This window comes from Enterovibrio sp. FF113 (assembly GCF_041439165.1).
GTDB lineage: Bacteria > Pseudomonadota > Gammaproteobacteria > Enterobacterales > Vibrionaceae > Enterovibrio > Enterovibrio norvegicus_A.
In genome coordinates this window covers 66,707-86,150 of the sequence record NZ_JBGONO010000023.1, presented here as the reverse complement: position 1 = coordinate 86,150, position 19,444 = coordinate 66,707, and the positions used below count along the sequence as shown (strand labels likewise).

Annotated in this window: 15 protein-coding genes; 9 read left to right on the top strand and 6 right to left on the bottom strand. The window is 45.8% G+C overall.

The features are described 5' to 3' along the window. The first annotated feature begins 14 nt into the window (after positions 1–14). Positions 15–2,642 (top strand): ATP-binding protein, encoded by a 2,628-nt coding sequence (locus ACED36_RS17635; protein WP_371733610.1) that lies wholly within the window; start codon positions 15–17, stop codon positions 2,640–2,642. Positions 2,643–2,764: 122 nt separating this feature from the next. On the opposite strand, the gene ACED36_RS17630 is transcribed toward ACED36_RS17635, so the two are convergent. From ACED36_RS17630 to ACED36_RS17620, 3 genes are all read right to left on the bottom strand, one after another. Next, positions 2,765–3,706 carry an aminoimidazole riboside kinase gene (locus ACED36_RS17630; protein ID WP_371733609.1) on the bottom strand — a complete coding sequence of 314 codons (942 nt, stop codon included), beginning with the start codon at positions 3,704–3,706 and terminating at the stop codon, positions 2,765–2,767. Positions 3,707–3,840: 134 nt separating this feature from the next. Next, complete coding sequence (locus ACED36_RS17625) at positions 3,841–5,229, bottom strand: PTS transporter subunit EIIC (protein ID WP_371733608.1); 1,389 nt, start codon at positions 5,227–5,229, stop codon at positions 3,841–3,843. An 8-nt stretch (positions 5,230–5,237) separates the two neighbouring features. Continuing rightward, positions 5,238–6,815, bottom strand: coding sequence for a sucrose-6-phosphate hydrolase (locus tag ACED36_RS17620; protein ID WP_017006973.1), 1,578 nt, complete (start codon positions 6,813–6,815; stop codon positions 5,238–5,240). 226 nt (positions 6,816–7,041) lie between these two features. On the opposite strand from ACED36_RS17620, the gene ACED36_RS17615 reads away from it, so the two are divergent. After that, positions 7,042–7,989, top strand: coding sequence for a LacI family DNA-binding transcriptional regulator (locus ACED36_RS17615; RefSeq protein WP_241819164.1), 948 nt, complete (start codon positions 7,042–7,044; stop codon positions 7,987–7,989). Between the two features lie 31 nt (positions 7,990–8,020). Here the strand turns inward: ACED36_RS17615 and ACED36_RS17610 are convergent, their stop codons facing one another. The 3 genes from ACED36_RS17610 to mak all read right to left on the bottom strand — a co-directional run bounded on the left by ACED36_RS17610 (position 8,021) and on the right by mak (position 10,600). Next, the gene (locus ACED36_RS17610; RefSeq protein ID WP_016959793.1) at positions 8,021–8,515 is read right to left on the bottom strand and encodes an NfeD family protein; all 495 of its coding nucleotides are present in this window, start codon (positions 8,513–8,515) and stop codon (positions 8,021–8,023) included. Then, positions 8,515–9,462: an SPFH domain-containing protein gene (locus tag ACED36_RS17605; protein WP_016959794.1), complete on the bottom strand. Its 948-nt coding sequence runs from the start codon at positions 9,460–9,462 to the stop codon at positions 8,515–8,517. Before ACED36_RS17605 ends, ACED36_RS17610 begins: the two co-directional genes overlap by 1 nt. A gap of 238 nt (positions 9,463–9,700) precedes the next feature. Beyond that, a complete protein-coding gene (mak, locus tag ACED36_RS17600) occupies positions 9,701–10,600 on the bottom strand; it encodes a fructokinase (RefSeq protein ID WP_016959795.1) in 900 nt (299 codons plus the stop codon). Between the two features lie 581 nt (positions 10,601–11,181). Between mak and ACED36_RS17595 the strand changes: the two genes are divergently transcribed. From ACED36_RS17595 to ACED36_RS17565, 7 genes are all read left to right on the top strand, one after another. Further along, positions 11,182–11,388, top strand: coding sequence for a cold-shock protein (locus ACED36_RS17595; RefSeq protein WP_016959796.1), 207 nt, complete (start codon positions 11,182–11,184; stop codon positions 11,386–11,388). Positions 11,389–11,536: 148 nt separating this feature from the next. Then, a complete protein-coding gene (locus ACED36_RS17590) occupies positions 11,537–12,397 on the top strand; it encodes an AraC family transcriptional regulator (RefSeq protein WP_017003867.1) in 861 nt (286 codons plus the stop codon). A gap of 14 nt (positions 12,398–12,411) precedes the next feature. Continuing rightward, entirely contained in the window at positions 12,412–13,146 is a 735-nt protein-coding gene (locus tag ACED36_RS17585; RefSeq protein WP_050979876.1) for an AzlC family ABC transporter permease, read from the top strand. After that, positions 13,146–13,451 (top strand): AzlD domain-containing protein, encoded by a 306-nt coding sequence (locus tag ACED36_RS17580; protein ID WP_016959799.1) that lies wholly within the window; start codon positions 13,146–13,148, stop codon positions 13,449–13,451. Before ACED36_RS17585 ends, ACED36_RS17580 begins: the two co-directional genes overlap by 1 nt. A gap of 127 nt (positions 13,452–13,578) precedes the next feature. After that, a complete protein-coding gene (locus ACED36_RS17575) occupies positions 13,579–14,577 on the top strand; it encodes a response regulator (protein ID WP_017003868.1) in 999 nt (332 codons plus the stop codon). 13 nt (positions 14,578–14,590) lie between these two features. After that, a complete protein-coding gene (locus ACED36_RS17570; RefSeq protein WP_371733607.1) occupies positions 14,591–18,553 on the top strand; it encodes a response regulator in 3,963 nt (1,320 codons plus the stop codon). Positions 18,554–18,733: 180 nt separating this feature from the next. Next, positions 18,734–19,072: a hypothetical protein gene (locus ACED36_RS17565; protein WP_016959802.1), complete on the top strand. Its 339-nt coding sequence runs from the start codon at positions 18,734–18,736 to the stop codon at positions 19,070–19,072. Positions 19,073–19,444 lie beyond the last annotated feature (372 nt).

The following is a 19,444-nucleotide window of genomic DNA, read 5'->3' as shown; positions in this document are numbered from 1 at the left end:
AGGGCACCACATCAATGACTTTTCGCCTAAAAACCATACTAGGCATCGCTCTAATCGAGGTGGTGCTGCTTGCCATTCTCATTGCCTCGGGAATTGGCTGGCTTCGAGACTCCAATGAACAGCAAATTATCGCCAACGGTGAACGCTTATCTGACACATTCGCCATTGCTGTTCGTGATGCCATTATTTCAACCGATCTTGCAAACCTGCGTGCTTTTAGCAAAGAGGCCGTGCGCAACGACGATATTGCCTACATTCGTATCTTCAACGATCAGACCCAGTTGCTAGCACAATCATCAAGCGTGTCAGATGAACGCCATATTCCGAACTACAACCAGCTTCCTTCTGAATCAAAAGACGGCATCTATGATATTCGCGCTGAGATTAAGATTGACGAATGGAAAGTGGGGCACATTGAGTTGGGGCTGGACGTCAGTGCGTTTAGTCAACTGATCCAAGATGCACAGAAATATGCTGTTTCGTTGGCATTGCTCGAAATGGTCCTTGTTGCATTGTTCTCATTTGGACTTGGCTCACTGCTTACCAAACAACTCTTGCAACTCCAACATGGTGCCTTAGAGATCCAACAAAAAGGTCCCGGTATTTCAGTCCCTGTAAAAGGCAATGACGAAGTGGCACAAGTTGCCAGAGCGTTTAATAAAATGTCTGTCACTTTGGCGCATACCTATGAAGAACTCTCTGTTGAAAAGAACCGATATAAACAATTGGCCGTGCAAAACAAGTTGCTCGCAGACATTGTTGAACAATCGCACGAAGCCTATTTGATCACGGATTTACAAGGATATATTTCGCGAACCAACAATGCATTGAACGAATTAATTGGCTATCAAGAAGAAGAAATCGTTAATAAACACGTGCAAACACTGCTGTTTGGTGAGAGTCCCGAGGCTTATGACATCGCTGATACCATGGAGATTGGCGCAACAACAATCGTCACAGTGGAATGCCTCACCAAGACTCACAAAAAGATATGGACAGAAATAAGTGCCTTTCCGATTCTCGACAGCGTTGGAAAAATCGACCGTTACGCATTTATTGTTCGTGATATTAGCGAGCGTTATCACTTTGAGCAAAAGCTCAAACAAGCGGTCACCTCCGCGGAACAAGCCAACAAGTCAAAATCCGAATTTCTCGCCAATATGAGCCATGAAATTCGCACGCCTATGAACGGCATTATCGGCATGTCTGAAATGCTAAAAGAGTCATCGTTGTCGCGCGAGCAACGCAGCTTTACCAATATCATCAACGGCTCGGCAAATGACTTGCTGCAACTTATCAATGATATTTTGGATTTTTCAAAGTTAGAAGCGAATAAGCTTTCCCTAAACAACACCCCCTTTTCTCTTCGAGATTTGGTAGAAAGTTGTGCCACTCTATGCTCTGTTACCGCAACGAAGAAAGAACTGTTATTGGTGATTGATATCCCCCCTGAACTCAACACTGACGCGATAGGGGACGAACTCCGACTACGTCAAATTGTCAACAATCTGCTCGGAAACGCGATCAAGTTTACCGATAACGGTTACATCAAAGTCATCATCCGTGGCGAACCCTCAAAGCGAAATGGTTATATCAATTACGTTTTCAGCATTGAAGATACTGGCATTGGCATCCCTCAAGACAAACTGAGCGACGTGACTAAAGCATTTGAACAAGTCGATGGTTCCACCACACGACGTTATGAGGGGACAGGTCTCGGACTTTCTATCACCCAAAGCCTCCTCGATCTGTTTGATAGCAGTTTGAAAATTACGTCACAAGAAGGCAAAGGCAGTCAGTTTTCGTTCACTATCGCCCTGCCTTCTGTTAACAAAGCTAGTTCTGACAGCGGTGTACTATCAGGTAAGCAGATTGCCATCGTTAATGCCGACCCACTCCACCGCTCTATTTTGAACAGGTACTTTGCATTTTGGCAGGCAGAGACCACGTATCTTACCGCTGTCGAGCACATTGCCCAGTCGAAAAAGCACTATGACGCCGCGGTGGTCTTGATGTCCATGAACAGTGAATGGCAAACGACTCAGGTCTGCCCTGCCATTGGCGTCGTACCCGAAGTCAAACAACTTGAGATATCGGCGAATCATTCCGATACGCATTTCATCGCTAAGCCAATACGTATGTTGCAGCTATTGTCTGAACTACAACACGCCATGAAAGAGGTGCTGCCTGAGCCATCAAACGCATCACACAGCGTTACACTACCAACGCTGCCGGTGTCGCTGCAGACATTATCGATTGTTGTGGTGGATGATATTGAGTACAACCGAGATGTGCTGCGTCTCTACCTTGCTGACATTGCAGTTAATATTGAATTTTTTGCCGATGGCAGAGACGCCATTGCACACTACAAACAAAACCTATTTGATATCTTGATCACCGACGTTTCCATGCCTCACATTGACGGCTATGAAATCACCCACCAGATTCGTATGTTCGAACAAGAACACAATGTGCCACCCGTGTTCGTTATTGGTCTGTCAGCACATGCCAGCACCGAAGATGCCACCCGTGCGCTCAATGCGGGGATGGATTCGTACTTAACCAAGCCCGTCAATCGGGCAGATCTCGTCCAGACACTCAGTGATGCTGCTAAACAAAGAACATCAACAGCTCACCATTAACACATACACAAACGTCAAAAAAGCGCAGGAAGCTCGTTGATCTCCTGCGCGTATCTTTAAACACTTTTCTCAACGCTGAGCGATGAGTCATCAACGTTGAACTCGCAAAGCAGTATGGTGATTTAGCCGTTATTAATGAAGGCTTCTAAACTGGCTAAATCTGGTAATGCTGTCATCGCCCCTTTTTGTGTTGTCGCCAACGCGCCACAAGCATTTGCCCAAATCACCGCTTTTTTCGCTGCTTCAGGGCTAGTCAGAAGCGATGTTTCTGAAATGCGTTCTTTCGATAGGTTAGCGAGCAATCCTCCCACAAAAGCATCCCCTGCACCTGTGGTATCGATAGGTTTCACCGCTTTACCTGTGATCAGTGTTTGTTGGTTACCTTGCACCAACAATGCCCCTTTCGCGCCCTGCGTCACCAAAATTAACGGCATACCCAATGCAATCATGTCTTCCAACGCGGATTGCAAATCTGGCTTTTGGGTCAAAAATAGCAGCTCGTCATCCGAAAACTTCACCACATCAGCCATGGCAACTGCACGCATCACTGTCGGGATGATATCGCTCTGGTCTTGCCACACTTCTTCACGAAGGTTGGGGTCAAAGCTAACAAAGCCTCCCGCCGCTTTGATCGCTTCCATTGCCATAAACGTGCTGCTTCGGCTTGGTTCATTCGCCAATGAAATCGAGCAAGTATGCAGCCATTCTCCAGCAGAAAACGTCGGGATATCTTCCGGCATCATATATTGGTCAGCGCTGGGTTTAACCATAAAGGTAAAACTGCGCTCGCCATTGGCATCCAGATCCACCACCACAGTCGAAGTGCGCTTGTCCTGATCGAGCACAAGATGATCAATATTCACGTTTTCATGTTTTAGCGTGGCAGCAAGAAAACGACCAAACGGGTCATCGCCAACACGTCCAAAGAAGCCAACATCACCACCAAGGCGTGATACCGCTACAGCCACATTCGCTGGCGCACCACCGGGACATTTTAAGTATGTCATCTCTGTATCAGGAATCAAATCCACCACCGCATCACCGGTCAACCACACTTTGCTCATTCAATGCATTCCTATAAAAACATGTTTTAAAATCATAGACCGCAATCAAGCGGTCTATTGAAGTGCTACTCTGCCTTTTCGTAAAAAAGCGGTTTTATTAAAAACAAGAGTTTTTCTGGCAATAAACCGAGGACTTAACCTTGTGTAGTCTGCACAGGATTGTTGATGCGTGTAAGAACAAACGACGTACAGAACGCCGAAGCAATTACCGCTAGATACATCATAAGATCCATGAGTGAACTGGTGTAAAGCAACATACCTGGAATGAAAGTAATCCCCATACCCGACGCACTCACGTTGAAAACATACGCCACCATGCCGCCAACAGAACCGCCGATCATCCCCATAAGAAAGGCTTTGCCGTATTGCAGATTCACACCGAAGAGCAACGGTTCAGTAATACCAAACAAGGTTGAAACCGACGCACTGTAGGCATTCGCTTTTTTCACTTTGTTTTTAAGCAGCGTCGCAATCGCAATGGCGGCACCAAACTGACCGGCCATTGAGGCGGTGATCAATGGGTTAAGCGGGTTTGAACCGGTTTCATTCAGCAAACCGATTTCAACCACACCCAATGCATGATGTAAGCCAGAGATAGTGATGACTTGTTGCAATGCGCCCACCAGCATGTAGCCAATACCAAATGGCAAATCTAGACCAAGCACGACCAACTGCGTGGACTGATGCTCCACGACCTGAAGCATGGGCCCAACGATAAATAAAATGACACTGATAGCGATCAAAATGGTCAGAAACGGCGTGATAACCAGATCCATGACAGCAGGTACGACGCGGCGTAAACGCTGTTCTAGCCACGCGACAAACCAACCTGCAAAAATCGCCGGCAATACCGTACCCTGATACCCCACCAGTGGAATCGTGAAGCCAAATACGCTGACAGACATCGGATCGGCACTACCACCCGCCACCGCCCAAGCGTTGGGTAATTGAGGTGCGACCATCATCAAGCCGACCACAATACCGAGTACCGGATTGCCACCAAATCGTTTGACCGCAGAATAAGCAATCAGCACGGGCAAGAATGCAAACGCCGTATCAGTGAGCATGCTGAACAACGCTAAACCGTTACTCGTAAACGGCACGTCGAGCTGAAGCAATAATCCACGAAGCCCCATCAATAATCCTGTGGTAACAAGCACAGGGATTAACGGGATGAGAATGTCGGCAAAGGTACGCACCACTTTCTGCGTCACCGTCATGTTTGCGTACGCATCTTGTTTGAAGTCGCCAGATGATTCGCCCGCGTCGGCGCTTTTACCCAGAAGCTTGCTAACTTCTGCATAAACGTGGCTCACCTTGCCTGTACCAATAATAAATTGGTGTTGGCCTGACTGCGCAAAATAGCCGCTAATTTCTGTGATGTCTTTGGCAGCATCCACATCCACCTTCTCAGCGTCAACCAACACAATGCGTAAACGCGTGGCGCAATGCTCAGCATTTCTGATGTTTTCTTTGCCGCCGACAAAAGCAATGATCTTCTTGGCTACGGAGGTATAGTCCATGATTATTCCTATGATTCCTTGGTTAATTCTGTATGTAGTTCCTGAGGAACAAGTGCTTCTGACGTGATCGGGGAAGTGTTCACTGAAGGAGAAATCTCGTACGCATCGAAGTGGTAGTGAATCTCTGACGTCGAATTCAGTTCAATCTTGCTATGAGGCGAGTGCGGAAAAACACGAGCAGTAAACGCAAGACGTCCACCATCAATGAAAATCTCAGCAATACTGCCATCGATTAGCACGTCAATTTCCAACGTCTCACCCACCGGATACGACGCGCGGCGCTGCTCGCCCCACTGTTTTGCAAATCGTGAGGACATATTGCTGCGATCAAGCGTGATGCGTTTTTCATCGGCATCAATGATCAAATCAAGGGATTCGTTTTCAGTCGCCAGCAAACTCAGTGTGGTAAGGCACTTCACGCCATCTAGCGTTAATGTGAAGCGATAACGGTTTGGGATACCTGCTGCTAATACCTTTATGCCTGAACCCATGCCTTCACCTTGCTGATGTTCAGCGTAAAGTGCTTGAATGGCGTCAACGGGCCGCTGGCAAAGCTGATTATCCTGAATAGTCAGTGCTCTTGGGAACGTTAAGCAGTTACTCCAACCCTCACGATCACTCGGGTAATCGGGGTCACCACATCCCGCCCATGCAGACAGAATACGTTCCCCTGTTGGATGGTTGTCCATGGTTTGCGGCGCATAGAAATCAAAGCCGCGGTCCAGCTCTTGCATCACCTCCACATCAAAAGTTAGCGTGCGCCAATCTGCTCGACCCAAGCAATACACCACGTTGAATTCGTTATGGAAGTGATCCCCTTTTGGCGTGATGCCTTGTGGTGAAAACACCAGCACGTCACAGCCATCCAGTTCGAAGAAATCTGGGCATTCCCACATGTAGCCGCCAATGGTGTCATCGTCGTTTGTAAAACGAACGTCCAACTCTCCCATCAGCTCCCATGCCATCGCATCATCACTGCGATAAACCAACACACAGCCTTTTTCTTGCTCGGTCTGTGCGCCAAGCAACATGCGATATTCATTGCCAACTGCGAAGACTTTCGGGTCGCGAACATGGCCGCTGTAACCCGCAGGCACCGTTGGGATCAGCGGGTTCTGAACGCTTTTAGTCACCACGCCATCTTTGGACAAGGTTGCCACACACTGTGTCGCGTCACGAATATCGTTTTCGTATTTCAGGTTGCCCGTGAAATAGAGCAAGCATTCTTGCTCACCGTTTTCTTGCGTTACACAGTAAGCCGCACCCGAGTACACACCGCGAGCGTCGTAAGCGGTATCTGGGGTCATTGCGAGTGTGGGTGAAGACCAGTTCACTAAATCGTCAGATTTCACATGTGCCCAATGCTTCATTCCGTGAGCAATACCAAACGGATACCATTGGTAAAACAGGTGGTACTCATTGTTGAAAAAACAAAATCCATTCGGGTCGTTCAATAGCCCAGCCACCGGAGAAATATGGTAGCTGGGACGCCAGTGGCTTGATGCCACTTGATGCTGGTAATCATCGAATATCGACCATGTCGCTTCAGTCAGCGCAACATACTTCGGGTCGGACAGTAATCTCAAAACAAGGTCTCCAAAAATGTTGTCTCCTTAGCGGAGCAGATCGCAAGCTTACGGCAGGTTCTTACTAACAGCATCAGTAACCGCAGCATTCAGAGGGTTCTTTGATTTGGTTTCGCTAAGAGAGAATTGGAACTGTGATGTAACAAATAATTTTTGTTACATTATGTTCTACAATGGCGGCGTTTTTTCATCAGAACAGTTCAATATTTTAGAGCGGATAACAAGAATGAGTACAGTGAGAGAAATCGCCAAACTAGCGGGTGTTTCCACCGCAACAGTTTCCCGCGTGATGAACAACCCAGACACTGTCTCACCCGAGCGCCGGGAAAAAGTGGAAGCTGTCATGACAGCATTTAGCTATCAACCTCATCAACGCAAGCGCCCCAAACCCACCAATTTATTTGGCGTAATAGTGCCGGATATTACGAACCCATTTTTCAGCCAGTTTCTTGATGTTCTAGAAAAGGAGGCTTATCTACACGGACGCAGCATTTTGTTTTTTAACAGTCGACACGATCGCCACCAAGAACGCATTTACCTTGAAGAGTGCGCACGACACAACGTTGATGGGGTGTTCTTGCTTCCGTTAACTTGCGAGACAGGGTTCCTCGAACATCTACAGGCATTGCCATACCCGGTTGTGATGCTGACTCGTACCTCTTCACTTATTACCAGCTTCGCGGTCGATCATGAAAAGGGCGGACGACTTGCCGCAGAGCATCTGATTAAAAAAGGGCATCGACGATTCGGCTACGTGGGCGTGCGAGCCGGCCTTGAAGCCAAGTTGAATGGCTTTTCCGATTACTTAACGGAACGTCATTTCATACTGCCAGACGAATGCTGCTTCGATATAAAAGCGGATGGTGACTTAAATGCCTTTGTCGTGCGTTGCTACCAAGAGAAAAAACCACCCACTGCCTTTTTCTGCATGAATGATGTTACTGCAGAAAAATTGCTTATTACTTTGCAAAAACACGGAATCGAAGAGGTGGATGTCGTTGGGTTTGATGACAGCATGACCGCGAGGCTGATGGCGTTTAGCAGTGTCGCTCAGCCCATTCGTGAGATGGCTTATCGAGGATTTGAAGAAATGTTGGTGCTCGTCAAAAACAAAGGTGAGAAAAGCGAAACGTATACGTCTTTGCTCTTCCCACCCAAGTTAGTTGTGCGGTGATCACTTTTATTGCGGCTGAACATGGTAATGGCTATTCGGCTGCAGTTTCCACAGGCTCGACGGTAAACTTACCGACATCAACTGCCACCACCTTCACAGAAGCACCCGAAGGCAGAATGGCATCACGATGTTTCGGGCCAAGTACAAGTTTCCAATTCACGCCGGAATACCTCACTGTTGCCGGATTCGCTGCATCTAACTGCGCTTCTAAAACAAAGTTCAAACCCATCAGATCGCTGTGAATATTGTATTCGCGGCGTACCGTTTTTTGCATGTTCTTCATCGGCCACCACAGCAAGACGGTTAGCACACCAGCACCAATGCCTGACCCTGCAATTACCGCTGTCAACGTGGCCGGCACAACGCCAAACCACACCAATGCACCAGTGGTAATTGTTGATAACCCTAACGCCAGCAAAACAATGGTCGACAACCCAAGTAACCAGACTTCCACGATCAAAAACACCAAGCCAGTGATCACAGTGACTTCAGCCAAATTGTCTTGAATATACGCCATCAAATCCATTATTTTTTGCCTGCATTCAAGGTGTTAATAATACTCATTGCCTCTGCCACAACGCCTGCAGCGCTCGATTGACTGTCTGGAAGCAGCACCACTGAAGATTCCTTAGCGATGGCTTTTTTAGCTTCAATTGCTTTAACAGCAAGATCCAATTGAATCGCTTTCTGCCCTTCTTCCGTTGACGCCGTACGACCAATGACTTCAAGTGCCTCAGCTTGCGCTTGTGCAACAGCCAGAATCGCTTGAGCTTCACCTTCAGCTTGCAGAATTTGTTCAGATCTTTCTGCTTCTGCCGCTAATACGCGAGCCTGTTTATTACCTTCCGCCACGTTAATTTCAGACTGACGTGCACCTTCCGATTCAAGAATAACAGCACGTTTTTCACGTTCCGCTTTCATCTGGCGCTCCATCGCATCCAAAACAGAACGCGGCGGATCAATGTCTTTAATTTCATAACGCAACACTTGCACACCCCAAGGCAGTGCCGCTTCATTGATGGCAGAGACAATGGCAGTATTTAAGCTTTCACGTTCTTCAAACGTTTTATCCAATTCCATACGGCCAATTTCTGAACGCATAGAGGTTTGCGCCAGTTGAGTGACAGAGAAAATATAGTCATCTACGCCGTAACACGCCTTAACGGGATCAACAACTTTGATATAAAGCACACCATCGACAATCAATGAAATATTGTCTCGAGTAATTGCCGATTGGCTTGGCACATCAAACGCTTGCTCTTTCAATGTGCGAACGTAGGCCAAACGGTCGATAAACGGAACAAGGATGTTCAAGCCCGCTTCCATTGTTTTGTGATATTTACCAAATCGTTCAATAACATAAGCCGTGTTTTGCGGCACAAACTTCACTGCTGAACGCAAGAAGATGACCACCAAAATGGCCAAAATGACCCACGTATTTAGCAGTGCTGGTAACAGCGCAATAAAATCCATTCTTGTTCCCTTAACTATTTGAAATCTTGGCCCATCATAACGAAAGGCGCTGACTAAAAATGCATCAAAGGATGGAAATTGGGACTGGACTAGGATTATTAACGGAAAGAATTTCTTGGCTAGAGAATGTGCGGTGAATAAACGTGAATCTAAAAGAAAAGAAGAAAAAGGTAAGGTGATGGATTACCTTACCTTCTAGTGACTCAGTTCGTGACTCGTTGGTTCACAATGAGAGGGCTTACCAAAGCCACGCTGCGCCACGCACACCACTTGAGTCGCCATATTTGGCTTTCACCACGGGTGTCGCGCATTCGCCACCCAGCACCCATTTCGCCATTCGCTTAGGGACATTGGTGTAAAGGCGCTCGACGTTAGACATACCGCCACCCAAAACAATTACGTCTGGGTCAATCACATTGACAACAGATGCCAACGCGCGGGCCAATCGATCTTCATAGCGTTGAATACAGGCTTCGGCGTCCGCATCGCCTTTTTCAGCCATTTGAATAATTTCAGGGCCACGAAGTGTTTGGTTTGTTGTCAGTTCAAAGTCTTTCCAAAAGCCAGTCCCTGAAATAAACACTTCTAAGCAACCTGGTTTGCCGCAATAGCACGGAATGTCTTCGGCGTGCTTAGTGTCGGTTTCACTCTGCCAAGGCAAGGGATTGTGTCCCCATTCACCAGCCACACCATTTCCACCTGCGTGAACATGACCATCGATCGCGATACCCCCACCACAACCCGTACCAATGATCACACCGAAAACCATGTGTTTTCCTGCGCCAGACCCATCGACCGCTTCTGACACCGCTAAACAGTTAGCATCGTTGGCAATACGAACTTCCCGGTTGAGTAATTGCCCAAGATCTTTGTCGAGAGGCTGACCATTTAGCCACACTGAGTTGGCATTCTTCACCAAGCCAGATACCGGGGATAAGGTACCCGGTATTCCCAAGCCAACGCTACAGGTTTTACCGACGGCTTTTTCTGCGTCATCGACTAAACCTTTAATTGCTCGTAACGTTGCCTGATAGTCATGCTGAGGCGTTGGAACACGTTTGCGAAAAACTTCTTCACCACTCTCAGTGATAGCCATCACCTCAATCTTGGTACCACCTAAATCTATCCCAATTTTCACTGTGTTACTCCACGCGCACAAAGCGACAAATATGAACCCAAACAGGCTGTAGTTTTGCTTGCAGAGACTCGAATCATATCAAGTCCTTTCAAAAAATTAGTACAGCTCAACACCAATCAAAACTTAACATACCTGATAATCAGTGACTAAAGGTGTTGAATTTACGATATAAATACAAAACCAGATTTTGCCATAACCACTTGATTAATAGCTTAAATAAAGATTTTTTTTCATATTTCGAGATATAACTCACTTTCTTTTCTCTAATTTCCGACTATTTTTACTAAGTGCACAATGTCGTTTGGGTCGTTCTCTATACAGCGATTTAGGTGACAAAACGCACAAGGTAATGCAGAGCCAACCGACAAATGGTTTACCGTCGGTTTCTCCGCAGTAATATTGTTCGGCCTGGTTAATAGAGCGTTTTATGCTGCAATTGAATACTCACTTCGTTACACACTACCTTCGCATAAGTAAGTTGTCCTGAAGATATTCGTTAAATTTGTCACCATAAAAGATCCATTAGTAGGTCCACATACTTATTTGCAAAGTAACAGATAGAAATATATTCAGGAGACAACATGTCTAAATCTACCGGTACTGTGAAGTGGTTTAACGAAGAAAAAGGTTTTGGTTTCATTCAACAGGAAAATGGCCCAGACGTATTCGTTCACTTCCGTGCTATCACTGGCGACGGTTTCAAAACGCTGGCTGAAGGCCAGCAAGTAACATTTGAAATCGAGCAAGGCCAAAAAGGCCCACAGGCTGCAAACGTAGAAAAAGCATAATTTTTCTACCCGCAGAGAATTTAAAAGGACGCTTTCGGGCGTCCTTTCTTCGTTTTCCCTCTTTCATGTGACCAATTCCCGCAATTTCGTACAAATTTTCATCCCTGTTTTGCCCTATACTAAGCGGCTAAGGCAATGAAGGTCTGCAATGGAACATGCAAAATTTGATGCTTCTCCTTTGCTTGGTGGGCTAGAACTCCTGCAAGCAACGTATGAAAAGCAGGCGTTTTCACGCCATACACATGAAGGTTATACAGTCGGTGTGATCCGCCATGGCGCGCAGCGTTTTTGGCGAAATGGCAGCTATCACGTTGCGCCAACAAGTAGCATTATCATGGTCAATGCGGACCAAATTCATGATGGCCATTCTGCCAGTGAAGGCGGCTGGGCCTATGAAGCTATGTATCCCACTAACGCGCAGTTTCAAGCAGTGACAAAAGATCTTGGGCTGGCATCAGATGTCCCCTATTTCCCTTTTGCGGTAGAACAAGACCCGAAACTGGCGAACCAACTCCTGACACTTTTTGCCTTGCTGCGAAACAATGAAGACACCTTACTCACGGAAACCTTCACACACCACTTACTGCTAACGTTAACCTGTCGTTTCAATAAGCATCCTCAGCAACCCGTTGATATCGCGAAAATTGGACCACAGTTGGATGTTGTTAGAGAGTATCTCCATCAGCATGTCACTGACACTGTAAATCTTGACACCTTAAGTGTTCTATCCGGTATCAGCCCGTATCATCTTGTTCGCCAGTTCAAGGCTCGCTTTGGGCTTCCGCCTCATGCGTATCAAATACAACAGCGTATTCGTCTCGCGCAATCGATGTTGAAAAATGGCCTCTCTCTCGTTGATTGCGCTATCGCCAGTGGGTTTCACGACCAAAGCCACTTGCATCGCCATTTCAGACGCGCCATCGGTGTCACACCCAAACAATATCAGCGCGCAATTTCATGCAAGCTTTCAAAACCTCGCATTGATACAACGGCTGACATGTCGTCATAACAAAAGATTAAAACATGCAAAAGGAATCTCCCGTGTCTCGCCCTAACACCCGTTCTTGGCTCAACCCTTGTGCTGATATGCTTCCTCTTAGTCTTGCCGTACTTCCATGGGGCGTGCTTTGTGGTTCACTGGGTATTCAGGCTGGATTTACCCCCTTTCAGGCACAAGCCATGTCGTTGTTCGTTTTCGCTGGTGCAGCACAGCTTTCGGGCGTCGCCATGATGGCTGCGGGGGCACCCGCCAGTACCTTATTTGGCACGACTTTTGTGATTAGTGCACGGCACCTGCTGTACTCGGTTAACTTGCGTCAGCATATCCGTATCCTGCCATTGCGATGGCGGTTGGCATTGGGCTTTGTTCTCACCGATGAAATGTATGCTGTTAGCGCAGCTCACACTGAGCGTACCGGCCACTTTGATCGTCATTATGCATTGATCACGGGCACTTTCTTTTATCTGTGCTGGAACCTTGCCACTTTGGTTGGTGTACTTGGCGGTACGCAGTTTGACAACATCGAAGAGCTTGGCCTTGAGTTCGCCATCGCCGCCACCTTCATTGCGTTGGTTATCCCTACCATCAAAGAACTGCCTATTCTCGTCAGCGTGATTGTCTCTGCTGTTGCCATGGTGTTATTGACGCTGGCGGGTATGAGTAACGCACTGATCGCCGCGGCTCTTATTGGCATGATTGCGGGGTTTTTCTGCGAAAGTCTGACTCCCATAAAAAACGCCAACAAGGAGGATAAATAATGAACACATGGCTCATGATTCTCGGCATGGCATGCATCACTTTTTCTGTGCGTTATTTCTTCCTTGCTAAGAGTATTCCATTTCGAGTCACGCCTGTGATGCAGCGTATATTGAAGTTCAGTGCGCCTGCAGTACTAACCGCTCTCGCTGTTCCATTTTTGGTTTTCCCTCAGGGTGAATTGGATATTTCTGTTCAAAACCCTTTCTTGATTGCAGGTATCTTTGTATGTGCTCTTAGCCTGCTGCGATTGGGCACTTTATCTACCGTTCTGATCTCAATGATTTTCTTTTGGTTTATTCGATAATTTCACAAGAACGGGATCTATCTCTGACACCTAAATTTCATTCGTGATACAAGCGTCTCTTTTGTTGAAAAATCAGCAATATAGACTATCTCTTAAATAGGGGTTTGTAAGTCATTGGAGAGTCTGGATGTTAGAGAAATGCTTGGTCGTTGATGATCATGAAATGATTCGTGAAACGATTGCTATCATGGCCAAATCGCTCGGCTTTAAAGAGTCGATTACCGCGGTTGATGGCGCAGATGCGATCTCTAAGCTTTATCATCATCGTCCTTCGTTAATCATTACTGACTTACAAATGGAGCCTATTGATGGGCTCGAAATGTTGCGCCTGATTCGCAGCGGAAGGTATGGGCTACCTCATGACATTCCGATCATCATTCTCACCGCGAATGCGTCCGAACAAGTCATCGCACAATGTATCGCATTTGATGTTGATGCTTTCCTGGTCAAGCCGGTCAACCGAAAGTCATTGCAAGATCGCATTACCCAGCTTTCTCAACAAGCCAAACCTAAAAAAACCATTGAGCATTATTTCTCGATGTACCAACAAGACCCCGCGAAATCGACAGCGTTCCAAGTCAATGGAACGGTGGCCTTTAATGACGAGGACCTAAGAGAATTCGACATGCTTTTGCATGGAGAGAAAGCCAAAACGCCTCCCCCATCATCTGTTCAAAACCCACTGCAGTATGCACAAAACACGGAAGTGACAAAGCCCGATGACCGCAATAAATTCATCAAATGGCAAGATCGGTTCACCGTCGACAACGAAGAGTTAGATACAAGCAACAAAGAACTACTCAATATCATCAATGATACCTACGATCTCATTCTTGAACATAGAGAAGACCAAGCTTTTGAAGGCGTATCCAATCGTTTTCAGCACTATGTGAAACAGCATATTTTTCGTGAAGAAGCCTTGCTTGAAGAACATGGCTATGCGCGTTTAAAAATCCACCGAGACATCCATTTAAGGCTGGTGAAACAAGCCGACTTCGTGGTACTGAAATGCCAAGCAGATCCAAGCTTTTATAAAACTGATTTTTTCAAATTTCTGCGCTTTTGGTGGGTAAAGCATGTGATTCAAGAAGACACGAAATACAGGTCCATTTTCTCTGGTGAATGATAACGAGAACCCAATGCGTAAACATCTGCTTCTTTCCAGCCCTGAATCTCGCCACACTTTAGCCCAGCTTTTTTTAAGTGGCAGTGCGGTGATCATTCTCTTATTGCTAACCTTTCTGTGGTTTTTCCGTGCTATCTATCAAGATACTGAGTTGAAAATGAATTACTTCTTACAGGCTGAAATAGCCAGTTTGAATGGAGCGGTCAGAGATTGGCAGGAGCATAGACAGAGAGAATTACAAATCATCGCTCATGATAAACAAGTAAAGAGAATACTGTCGGAAAGTGGCGTCTATGACGGCAGAGAACTGCATAGTACGGATTCTATATACACCGCCTTTGAGCTTTATGCAGACAGTTTTCAATTTGATAATGTTGCTGTGTTTTCGCCAAAGGGAGAGTTAGTTTTAAGCCTGAAATCTGAAAACCTCGCTCTGATGACGCAAGCCTACAAGCGTCATGCAAATTCTATTCAATCCCAAAAAACATTTATATCAGCCCCAGAATCACCGAATGGCACTAAAACAGCCTCTATCACAATGGGAGCCGTGTTGTCGAAAGATGAAAGCCAAAGCACATCACCGATACTGTTGGTGATACGAGACACACATGACTTCGACAAGTTGTTTGTCACTCAAGAAACCGCACCGACACGTTTGGCATTCGCCGTCAACAAACTGGGGAAGGTCGTCTCTTCACCTAACGATACTTTTTCACTGCCCTCAACTCTCGAATCTTCGCCTCAACCCAGTGACGTTCCCACCCCATTAGACTTATTAGAAACGGTTTCAAACACGTTCATGTTGAATACATCTGGGTTCAATGGTCATTTGCCCGATCAGTCTATTGGTATTTGGCAATGGCACACCACCTACCCTGTGGGGCTGGTGATTGAATTTAGCGCCGATAAAGCCCTTAGTGTGGTTGCCTATACGCGCACATATTTAGCGTTCGCATTTCTGGTCGTCTCTCTCGCGTTTGCCATATTTTTATGGCGACACGCCAAATCTGTCCTAAAAATTGGTTTCAGCCAAAGTTACTTGGAATCCATTCTTCGTAATTACGCTGATGGCGTCATTGTGCTAGATGAGTTCGGTCATACCGTTTCCGTTAATGAATGCGCGAAAACACTCATCGGTCTACCAGAGAACATGCCACGTAATGTGCTTTTACATGATCTAAAAACCAACAATAACACCGTGCTGATCGAAGTACTAAAAGATGCAAAAGAACGCGCATTAGAGCAAGGGGAATTCAGTAAAATTCAACAACAAGGTCAAGACTCAGATGCGGTCTACTTGAATATTAAAGCCAACAAGCAGCATATAGGCGACAGCTATTACGTTGTGGTAAACATTCGAGATATCACGCAGCAATCTAATGTTGAAGCAAAACTGAGCCGAAGCAATGCCTTATACTCCGTCTTCAACACCGTACAAGATATGTACATGACAACGGGGAATTCGGAACGATCTTTCAAAAAAGCGTTAGTCGTTCTCGCGACGTTCACCGAAAGTCAAATGACGGCCATGTTAGAAGTCAAAAATGGCCGTCAAACCCTGTTATTCAAACATCAAACTGTTGGTCTCGCCGAAACATTTGATACGCTCCCAACGCATCTCATTCCCATTGCACAGTCCGCCATCAACCTTAGGCGCACTGAATACTCTTCACTGCAAAAGCATGATGAAAGCGATATCCAGAACTTTTTCACTCACTACGCGCTACTTCCTTTGATCACAAAAGGCGAAGCAATTGGCGTCATCGTTCTCGCGGGGCGAGAACAGCCGTATTCAGACGAGCAAATCAACTGGATAGCCCCAGTGGTTAAAAGCATTTGCAGTATGTTTTATTCAGACAAGCAAACGCAGCTTAACCAAGAAGTGAATGACGCACTGATAAAAACAAAGGAAGAAGCGGAACAAGCCAATGAGGCAAAATCAAACTTCCTTGCCATGATGAGCCATGAAATACGCACGCCTATCAATGGCATCATTGGTATGTCAGAGGTACTCGAACATACGCAATTATCTTACGAACAACGTCATTACAACGACACCATTTCTATCTCTGCGAATGCGCTGCTCGATATCATCAATGATGTCCTCGACCTGTCTAAAATCGAAGCAGGAAAAATGACGCTCAGAGAGGAGTCTTTTTCAGTCAATGAATTGATGGAAAACGTGACCAACATCGTTGCACCTAGAGTGAAAGATAGAGTCAGCTTTACGTCGTTTACCGACCCTGAATTACCCGCCGAAATCACATCAGATTTTGGCAAACTCCGACAGATATTGGTCAATATTGCTGGTAATGCCGCTAAATTCACCGATACTGGCTTCGTCGATGTTTCCATCGTTCAACTGCACCGCTCTGCCAATCATTGCGATATTGAAATCACAGTGACAGACACCGGTATTGGTATTAAACAGGACAACCTCAGCAAGGTGTTCGATAACTTTTCCCAAATTGACAACTCCAGTAAACGACGCTATCAGGGAACAGGGCTTGGGCTACCTATTTGCAGCAAGTTTGTCGATCTACTTGGTGGAAAAATCAGCGCTAAAAGCGAGATCGGTCGAGGTTCTGCCTTCACCACATACCTGACAGTCAGCATTCCTGACACTAAACAAGTCACTCTGATTCCTTCTGAGCGAATAAAGCAAAGCAACGTACTTTTGGTGTCTCGCTGTGTCAGTCAAATCACTAACATCCAAAAATATCTCCACTTTCATGAGACACACACCGTCATTGCTCGTGATGAAAACACAGCAATACGCGCCCTAGAACAATCAACGGGCTTTAGTGTGACAATTATTGACCACACCATTTCAATTGATGCGCTTAGAGAATCACTGACATCAACAAGTCAAACCAAACACATCCTTTATTTGGCCGACATCAAGGGATTAATAACCCAAGAGAAGTTGTCCATTTCAGCGGCTATCACGGCCCCATTCAATATTTTCAACATCACCCATGCATTAGAGAGCATCCTGTCTCTTGACGAACAAGGGTATCAACGCGACGACATCTATCGTCATATAACGCATCGAGAACGAGCTTTGAGCCGTCCAGATGATGCCCTACTGAGAACAGGTCTCTCAATTTTGGTAGCGGAAGACCATCCTGTTAATCAGGAATTGATTAAGACGGTACTTAAAAATCTTGGGTGCAACACAACCATTGCTGATAACGGAGCGATTGCCTTCGATCGTTTCATGGCTAGCCGCTATGACATGGTCTTTATGGATTGTCAGATGCCTGTCATGGATGGTTATGAAGCGACGCGGAAAATACGTCAATTAGAAGCAGAGCATCACCTGCCCCCCGTGCCTATCATTGCAATGACTGCAAATGCACTGGTCGGAGACAAAGAGCGATGCTTAGAAGAAGGCATGACCGAATACATATCGAAGCCGTTCAAACAGCAAACCTTAATTTCAATGATTAACAGCCTGATGCCTGCGATTGAAGAGCCTGGTAGCGAAGTCAGTGACGGGCAAGCCAATGTCGCTATTGATGGAGGAGGCATGACCCTATCAGACAAGATGGCGACCACCTCAAAGCTATCCACAAGCCAATCATTACTTAACGTGAAAGAGGTGCACGTCTCGACAGTGACGGCGCAAAAAGAAGACGCCCCTCCGCTATTTGATTTAACCACGCTAAAAGATACAACAGGCGATGATCCAGCGCTGATCGGCATGTTAATCGACCGCTATTTAGAATCCCAAGAGAAAGACATGGCAGCGTTAGAAAAGTCATGGAATGGCGGTCAATACACTGAAGTGAAAAAAATCGCTCACAAAATGAAGGGCGCAGCGTTAATGGTTGGTGCAGTTGACTTTGGTAGCCTCTGTAAAGATATCGAACAATATGATTTTGAAAACAATGAGTTACCGGAATATTTACTTGAAAAATCACAAAGAAAATCTGATTTATTGTGCCAAAAGATGCGCGAATCAAAGCCCTAGTAGAACATCAGAAATTATGCAACCTTGAAAAGGTTGCTTTTTGAGTCCTTTTTTTAAAGATTGCTAACTAAGCTCCACTATCTTCAGCTAAGCCTAGGCAAATAGGCATTTTTTAATTAATTTTACTACAAATAATAAAAACATAATTTCAATAAATTCAAGATTTTTAGAGAGTACGCTATGCCGACTGTTATCCATTTTCCAACCGAAAATGTGCCACTTGCGCCGGAGCCATGCGCATTGACAGACCTGATCCGCGATGAACTTTTTCATCTGAGCTCAAATGAATATATGGTGAACTGTATTCTTGAAAGGATGAAGCCCTTTATCGCGACATTAGATTGTGATTTGGAATTAGATGTAGAAATCACCCCAGAAAATGAAGAAGGCGTGCTGCAAATGATACCTTCAGTGCAAGCACTACAAACACGTTTTGATGGCATCATTTCTGAAATCATCTCTGAGCGCATACTGCATGAAATTCATCTGTTTCACATCGAACGCGCATCAAAACTCTGATTGTATGCTCAGAGATAAAAACTCAATAAAAAACATTGAAGGAGCGTGATGCTCCTTTTTTGTTTCTGTTTCTTTTTTAAAGTCATTTTGCGAAAACCTCACCTCAATACCTAGCAATTTGCAGCTTGCGACGCTTTACACGTGGACCCTCCCCCATCTCCTTTGGGTGATTGCTAGCGCGTGTTTTATCGCCAATGTTCACGAGAAACGATCACGACCAGCCTACATGCTACGTTTTCCGCGACAATTCAGGTGGAAATGCCCATTTACTTATATACTCATTATTAATATCAAAAGTGAGAATTAAATCTTACAACATAAATGGGTGCACTCTTGGCGTGACTATTGCATTTACGAATCAGAAGTCATTAT

Coding starts and splice junctions, on each gene's coding strand:
- ACED36_RS17580 (WP_016959799.1), top strand. CDS start 13,146: ATGAACACATGGCTCATGATTCTCGGCATGGCATGCATCACTTTTTCT.
- ACED36_RS17565 (WP_016959802.1), top strand. CDS start 18,734: ATGCCGACTGTTATCCATTTTCCAACCGAAAATGTGCCACTTGCGCCG.
- ACED36_RS17575 (WP_017003868.1), top strand. CDS start 13,579: ATGTTAGAGAAATGCTTGGTCGTTGATGATCATGAAATGATTCGTGAA.
- ACED36_RS17570 (WP_371733607.1), top strand. CDS start 14,591: ATGCGTAAACATCTGCTTCTTTCCAGCCCTGAATCTCGCCACACTTTA.
- ACED36_RS17635 (WP_371733610.1), top strand. CDS start 15: ATGACTTTTCGCCTAAAAACCATACTAGGCATCGCTCTAATCGAGGTG.
- ACED36_RS17615 (WP_241819164.1), top strand. CDS start 7,042: ATGAGTACAGTGAGAGAAATCGCCAAACTAGCGGGTGTTTCCACCGCA.
- ACED36_RS17630 (WP_371733609.1), bottom strand. CDS start 3,706: ATGAGCAAAGTGTGGTTGACCGGTGATGCGGTGGTGGATTTGATTCCT.
- ACED36_RS17625 (WP_371733608.1), bottom strand. CDS start 5,229: ATGGACTATACCTCCGTAGCCAAGAAGATCATTGCTTTTGTCGGCGGC.
- ACED36_RS17585 (WP_050979876.1), top strand. CDS start 12,412: ATGCAAAAGGAATCTCCCGTGTCTCGCCCTAACACCCGTTCTTGGCTC.
- ACED36_RS17590 (WP_017003867.1), top strand. CDS start 11,537: ATGGAACATGCAAAATTTGATGCTTCTCCTTTGCTTGGTGGGCTAGAA.
- ACED36_RS17595 (WP_016959796.1), top strand. CDS start 11,182: ATGTCTAAATCTACCGGTACTGTGAAGTGGTTTAACGAAGAAAAAGGT.
- ACED36_RS17610 (WP_016959793.1), bottom strand. CDS start 8,515: ATGGATTTGATGGCGTATATTCAAGACAATTTGGCTGAAGTCACTGTG.
- ACED36_RS17605 (WP_016959794.1), bottom strand. CDS start 9,462: ATGGATTTTATTGCGCTGTTACCAGCACTGCTAAATACGTGGGTCATT.